5 protein-coding genes are annotated in these 6,584 nt (G+C 60.9%); 4 read left to right on the top strand and 1 reads right to left on the bottom strand.

What is annotated here, in order from left to right:
• The first annotated feature begins 320 nt into the window (after window positions 1–320).
• The 3 genes from VGI36_12460 (at window position 321) to VGI36_12450 (ending at window position 3,723) form a co-directional block, all read left to right on the top strand.
• Window positions 321–806, top strand: coding sequence for a gluconokinase (locus VGI36_12460; protein ID HEY2485958.1), 486 nt, complete (start codon window positions 321–323; stop codon window positions 804–806).
• Window positions 806–1,558 carry an alpha/beta hydrolase gene (locus tag VGI36_12455; protein HEY2485957.1) on the top strand — a complete coding sequence of 251 codons (753 nt, stop codon included), beginning with the start codon at window positions 806–808 and terminating at the stop codon, window positions 1,556–1,558. The genes VGI36_12460 and VGI36_12455 overlap by 1 nt, the downstream gene beginning before the upstream one ends.
• A gap of 98 nt (window positions 1,559–1,656) precedes the next feature.
• Entirely contained in the window at window positions 1,657–3,723 is a 2,067-nt protein-coding gene (locus VGI36_12450) for an NAD(+) synthase (protein HEY2485956.1), read from the top strand.
• A 91-nt stretch (window positions 3,724–3,814) separates the two neighbouring features.
• Here VGI36_12450 and VGI36_12445 read toward each other — a convergent pair whose 3' ends face one another.
• Complete coding sequence (locus VGI36_12445) at window positions 3,815–5,110, bottom strand: MFS transporter (protein ID HEY2485955.1); 1,296 nt, start codon at window positions 5,108–5,110, stop codon at window positions 3,815–3,817.
• A 253-nt stretch (window positions 5,111–5,363) separates the two neighbouring features.
• Between VGI36_12445 and VGI36_12440 the strand changes: the two genes are divergently transcribed.
• Window positions 5,364–6,584, top strand: a 1,221-nt coding sequence (locus VGI36_12440; GenBank protein HEY2485954.1) for a dienelactone hydrolase family protein, incomplete at its 3' end; no start/stop codon positions are given.

Below are 6,584 nucleotides of genomic sequence, written 5' to 3'. Positions count from 1 at the left end.
CGCATTTCACATCTTAGAAGGTCCCTTCTTCGCAATCCCTCAACAGAGCGATGGCCGGCGGATGATGTTGTCCCTCATCCAGGATTTGCAGGCGTTGGCCCGCGGATCCGGAGGCTGAGGTTCGAACGCCTACTCGCCGCCCTTCATGGCGCCCTTGGCAGGGAGGCGATTGAAACATCTGCCAACGCCCGACGACCACGACTGGAAATCGAGGTCACAAGATGCTCCGTTCACTGGGGTAAACCAAAGAACACCCACGAGCTGTTTGTGCAACTAGTGTGTGTAGGTTAGCAAAGCCGAGCGGGAGAATGTTGCCTGCGATGATCCTCGTTTTGATGGGAGTGTCTGGGTCCGGCAAAACCACCATCGGCGCCATGCTTGCGGAGGCGCTTCAGTGGCGGTTCTACGAGGGTGACGATCTGCATTCCGCGGCCAACCGCAGCAAGATGACTCGCGGGATTGCGCTCACCGACGCCGACCGGCTGCCGTGGCTCCACCGCATCCGCCGGCTGATCGAGCAATGCCTCGCCGACGGAGTCGACGCGGTTATCGCCTGCTCCGCTCTCAAACGTTCATACCGCCAAGCAATCGTCACCGACGCCAGGCAGGTGCGAGTCGTATATCTGAAGGGATCGCCCAAGCTTATCAAGGCACGGCTTGGAAAACGGAAAGGTCATTTCATGCCGAGTTCTCTTTTACCGAGTCAATTCGAAGCACTGGAAGAACCTCGTGATGCGATCACGATTGACGTCGCGGATCCGCCCGCTCAGATCATCGCCGCCATCAGGAAGAGACTTGCGATCTGATGCCACTGCGCAACGCGGTCAGCATCGGCGCGCTCGTGGCACTCGCAACCACCGCCGCTCTTGGAACGGTACCCGCGAGTCGCACCTCTGCCGCCGCGGACGTTTCTGCTGCCAACCCGGTCATGCCGCCTGACGCGGTCACTGGAACTCCAGTGCAGCTTAAGACCGCCGATGGACTGACGCTGGGCGCCCATCTCTACGGCGGGGGCGATACGGGCGTGATACTGGCACATCAATACAACGGTGATCAGACCGGTTGGACCGACTTCGCAATGATCCTTGCCGCGCATGGCTATTGTGCGCTGACCTTCGATTTTAGGGGCTTTCCCGAATCGGGGCTGATTGTGCACGTTCCCGCTTCCCCCGTGGATCTCAAAGCGGCCTATGACTTCCTGCGTCCGCGGGTGAAGCACCTGTTCGTCGCGGGGGCAAGCATGGGCGCGGATGCGGCGCTTGCGCTCGCCTCCCAGTACCCGGTCACCGGACTCATCTTACTGTCCACGCCGGTTGAGTTTGGGGGACTCAACGTGTACGACGCGGATGCAGAGGTAAAGGCGCCGATCTTGTTCGTGGAGACCAGCGACGATCCATTCGTGGCTGGTAATTCCGCAATTCTCTACGAGCACGCGACTGCCAAAAAGGCGCTCAAAATCTATCCTGGCCATGAACACGGGACCGAAATGCTCCGCGGCGCGCACGGCGCCGAACTTCGGAATCTGATTCTGCAGTTCATCGCCGACCACTCCCGCTGAGGAACGGGAGCCTGCACCAGGCGATGACAGGTTGGGAGCTTTGTGTCTAAAATACGCAAAGTCCCGGCTCGCTCGCGGGGCCGGCTTAAGGGCGCAGCGTGAAGCGGGGCGACAATTTCTTCAACCTCTATAACCACGACTTCGTTCGGGTCGCAGTCGGAATTCCCCCGGTGCGCGTGGCGGACCCCATCTTCAATTCCCGCGCTACCATCGCGTTGATGGAGCGCGCCGCCGAGAGCGGCGCGCTGCTGGCGCTCTTCCCCGAGCTGGGTCTCTCTACCTACACTTGCGATGACTTGTTCCAGCAGCGCGCCTTACTGGATGCAACTGAAGACGCCCTGCGCGAGGTGGTGGCCGCCTCGCGCGAGGCGAACTTGGTGGCGGTGGTCGGCATGCCGGTGCGTGCGGACCACCTGCTGTTCAACTGCGCGGTGGTGGTGTGCCGTGGAGCGATTCTCGGGGTGGTCCCCAAGACCTTCTTGCCTAACTATCGCGAATTCTACGAAGCGCGTCAGTTCGCACCCGCGGATTCGGCGCGCAGCAAGGAAATCGCACTCGGTGGCGCGCGCCACGTACCGTTCGGTACTCGGCTCCTGTTTCAGCATCGGGAGCAGCCGCTGTTGGTGTTCGCCGCTGAAATTTGCGAGGACCTGTGGACGCCGATTCCGCCCTCCGCGTCCGCTGCGCTGGCCGGAGCGACGGTACTCTTAAATCTCTCAGCTTCAAACATCACCATCGCGAAAGCGGATTATCGGCGCGAGCTGGTCGGCAGCCAGTCGGCGCGATGTCTGGCGGCCTATCTTTATTCCGCAGCCGGACCCGGCGAATCGACCACCGACCTGGCGTGGGACGGCCACGCGATGATTTATGAGAACGGAACCAAGCTCGCGGAATCGCAGCGCTTCAGTGACACGCCACAACTTATCTGCGCTGATATCGATCTCGAGCGCCTGACGCAGGAGCGAATGCGACAAACCAGTTTCGGCGACTCGATTCGCCGCGAGCGTGCCAACCTGGCCGAATTTCGCATTATCGATTTTTCGAGCGTGCTGCCGTGCGCGGAACGAATGCTGCCGACCCGAGTATACGAACGCTTCCCGTACGTTCCCGCCGACCCGAAGTATCGCGACGAACGATGTTCCGAAGTCTACGAAATCCAGGTGCAGGGCTTGGCGACACGACTGCGCGCGACCGGCATCGAACGGGTGGTGGTGGGTATTTCCGGCGGACTGGATTCAACCCAGGCGCTGCTGGTCTGCGCACAGGCGATGGATCGCCTCGGGCTTTCGCGCAAAAACATCCTCGCCTACACCATGCCGGGTTTCGCAACGAGTGATCGAACCCTTGGGCAAGCGCGCCGCCTCATGGACGCGGTTGGATGCTCCGCGCACGAGATCGATATCCGGCCGAGCGCCACGCAGATGCTGAAGAACATCGCGCACCCGCACGCACGGGGCGACCTCGAATATGATGTCACCTACGAAAACGTCCAAGCGGGCGAGCGCACCAGTATTCTCTTCCGCCTTGCCAACCAGAACAACGGCATCGTCGTGGGGACCGGGGACTTAAGCGAATTGGCGCTCGGCTGGTGCACCTACGGCGTGGGCGATCACATGTCGCACTACGCGGTCAACGCGAGCGTGCCGAAGACCCTGATCCAGCATGTTGTCCGGTGGGTCGCGCACACCGGGCGGCTGGGCACACCGGTGGGCGCGGTACTAAAGGAAATCCTCGATACTCCGATAAGTCCGGAGTTGGTCCCGGGCGCAGTCCCGGGGGCCGACCCGACACCCTACACCGAAAACATCATCGGACCCTACGAACTGCAAGACTTCAACCTTTACTTTACATTACGTTTCGGCTACGCGCCGGCGAAGATCGCGTTCCTCGCGTACTGTGCATGGCACGACAAGAGCCGCGGGGCATGGCCCGACATTCCCGCCGCGCTCCGTCACCAGTACGGCATCGCTGCGATCAAGGCGAACCTGCGCATCTTCCTGCATCGGTTCTTCGAGTTGAGCCAGTTCAAGCGGAGCACGATCCCGAACGCACCCAAGGTCGGTTCGGGCGGATCGCTGTCGCCGCGGGGCGATTGGCGGGCACCGTCGGACGGCAGCTCGGCTCCATGGCTGGCGGCGCTGGACTTGGTGCCGGAATCCGATTAGCCACCCGCAAGCGCGCAAAGCGCGACTTTACCCCCACTCTGACAGGTGGGGGAACAGCACTAACGGAAACGACGAGTTGGTCGAAACGGTCCTAAAGCACGGGAGGCGAGATTTCTTCCAGGGTTTTGCCGCGTGTTTCTGGGACATAGGCAAGCGCGATGGCTCCCACCATGGGGCCCAGTGCGAAGACCGACGCGGCATTTCCGATTCCGCCGAGCGGCACCGAGAGCATTCCCACCAGCAGCGGCGACAGGGTCCATCCCAACTGCCCAACTACCTGTACCGTAAGGCTGTAGCCGGACGCGCGAATCTCGGTCGGGAACAACTCCGCGGACAACGCCGAGGTGGCTGTTCGGGCGGCCTGATAGGCGAACTGGGTCGCGACAATTCCGAACCTCACCGAACCGTGCCACCCGGAGCCGAACATGATTGCCATCGAGATCGCCGAAGCTAGATAGAACACGGCGGTCGTCATCCTGCGCCCGACCCGATCCATCGCATAGCCGCTCAGCAAACTTCCAACGCTTCCCATCAGGTAGGCCACGATCAGCGCGAGGCCGACTTGGGCCGCGGTCCAGTGATGGTCGCGAATGGCCAACAGACTAAAGAAGGTGATGGTCGGCCCGCCGACTAATCCGATCGAGTTCCACAGAATCGCGATGAGTATGAGTCGGTTCCGGTAGGGGCCGGCGAATTCTGCCATCGAGGAGCGCAGCTTCGGCATCAGCTTCTCACGAGCAGCGCCGGCCATTTTGCGGGCAGCCTCCATGGCCTGAAACCGCATCGTCTCGCGGAGCCCTCGCCTTAAGAATGCAGTGAGGAGGAGCGGAACGATTCCGAGCAGGTACATGCCGCGCCAGCCCCAGCTCGAGGGCGCCACCAGAGGATAGAGTGCGGCAGCGGCAGCGACACCCAGAAAAGCGACGGTATGCAAAGCGGCGATGGCGCGACCGCGCGTTTCATCGGGAAATTCTTCGCTCACCATGGTTACGGCCACGCCGAATTCCGCGGCCAGGAACAACTGCGCCGCGCTCTGAAAAATCGTGAATGTGAGCACTCCGCGTGACAACGCGGTGGCCAGCGTAAATAGGGTATAGAAAACGACGGTGATCGACAGGATTGGACGGCGACCATAGAGATCGGCGCTGGCCACGATGCCAAAAGACAGGATGCCGCCGAACCGTACCAGCGTGGCGACGAATCCGATCTCGCGATCGCTCATCGCGAAGGTTTTCATAATGTGAGGCGTACAGAGATGAAAAATGGTGATGTCGTAGCCTTCGAAAATCGTAGCCGACATCAGCAGCGCAAACATCAGCTGCAAATATCGTCGCGGCGGATGAAATTGGATGTGGGTCGGGGCTGTCGCTGGCTGGCTGGATTCCATTAAGACGTGCGATCTTGCGGGCCTTGCTAGGCTTTCAGATCACGCTCGCCTCGGCAAGCAAGCCGCTGAGTTGAAAACCCATGCACGATCGGATGGCGACCTTTACCGCCAACGCACTGCAGTGTTTTCGGTGGTTCCGGACGCGCCCGCAACGCGTCTTCGCCCTGAGGCGACAAAGCTTAGTCAGCGCGAAAAAATTCCCCCGAGCGCGATGATACAGTAACGGCTGCGCACGCCCGGCAAGGAGTCACAAATGAACAGTCAAACGATTAAGGTTCACGCATACGATGGTGGCACGTTCCAGGCCTACTTGTCTCTTCCGCCTTCGGGCTCAGGTCCCGGGCTACTGGTCCTGCAGGAAATTTTCGGGGTAAACGCACATATCAGGGCGGTAACCGATCGGTGGGCGGCGGAAGGATACGTCGCGCTCGCGCCGGACATCTTCTGGCGAATCGAACCCGGGGTTGAGCTGCCCTACACTCCCGACGGGAGCGCGAAGGGACGGGCATTACGGCAGAAACTGGACCTGGAAGTCACGCTGAAAGACATCGCTACAGCGCTTGACCACTTGCGTTCGCGACCCGAGCGCAACGGCAACGTGGCAGTCGTCGGTTACTGCTTTGGCGGACTGCTCGCGTACCTCACGGCCGCGCGTTGCACTACCGACGCTGCGATCGCTTACTACGGAGGAGGAATCGAAACCCGCCTCGATGAAGCGCCGCGAATCAAATGTCCCATCATGTTCCACTATGGCGAGAACGATGCCGCCATCCCCGCGGCGGCTCGCGAGAGCACGCGCCGGGCGCTCGCTACGCATGACCGCGCGGAATTCTACGTCTATGCCGATGCTCAGCACGGGTTCAATTGCGACTTGCGCGCGAGTTTTCATCCCTTTGCCGCACAACTTGCACGCTCCCGCTCGGTGGGTCTGCTCCGCAGCACTCTCGGCCCGCGCTACGACCTGAGCGCCCTATGGGACGAGCACTGTGGGCTTGAGTTCGGAGCGCGAGATGCTGACGCCACCATGAAAACCATGGTCGCTGAACCGTACGTGAATCACGTCCCCACACTCACCGGCGGCTATGGTCAGACGGAACTGCATCGCTTCTACAAGCGTCATTTTATCCCGAGTCTGCCGGCGGATATGAAGATTGTGCCGATTGCTCGCACGCTGGGCCCCGATCGAATCGTCGACGAAGTGCTGATGTGCTTCACCCATGATCGGGAAATCGACTGGCTCCTCCCCGGCGTGGAGCCGACTGGCAAGTATTGCGAAGTGCCAGCAGTCGCATCGGTCGCATTCGAGGGCAACAGGCTCTGCTATGAACGAATCTACTGGGATCAAGCGAGCGCCCTCGTGCAGGTCGGAAAACTAGATCCCGCGGGGTTGCCGGTCGCAGGTCTCGAAACGGCGCGCAAGATTAAAGGAGAGCAGATTCCTTCCAATCAGTTGATGCCGACCTGGAAAAACGAC

The sequence above is a fragment of the Candidatus Binataceae bacterium genome, from assembly GCA_036495685.1.
GTDB lineage: Bacteria > Desulfobacterota > Binatia > Binatales > Binataceae > JAFAHS01.
This window is presented reverse-complemented; position numbering and strand designations above follow the sequence as displayed.

Excerpts from the sequence above, each read along its gene's own strand:
- VGI36_12460 (HEY2485958.1), top strand. The coding sequence starts at position 321 with ATGATCCTCGTTTTGATGGGAGTGTCTGGGTCCGGCAAAACCACCATC.
- VGI36_12455 (HEY2485957.1), top strand. The coding sequence starts at position 806 with ATGCCACTGCGCAACGCGGTCAGCATCGGCGCGCTCGTGGCACTCGCA.
- VGI36_12445 (HEY2485955.1), bottom strand. The coding sequence starts at position 5,110 with ATGGAATCCAGCCAGCCAGCGACAGCCCCGACCCACATCCAATTTCAT.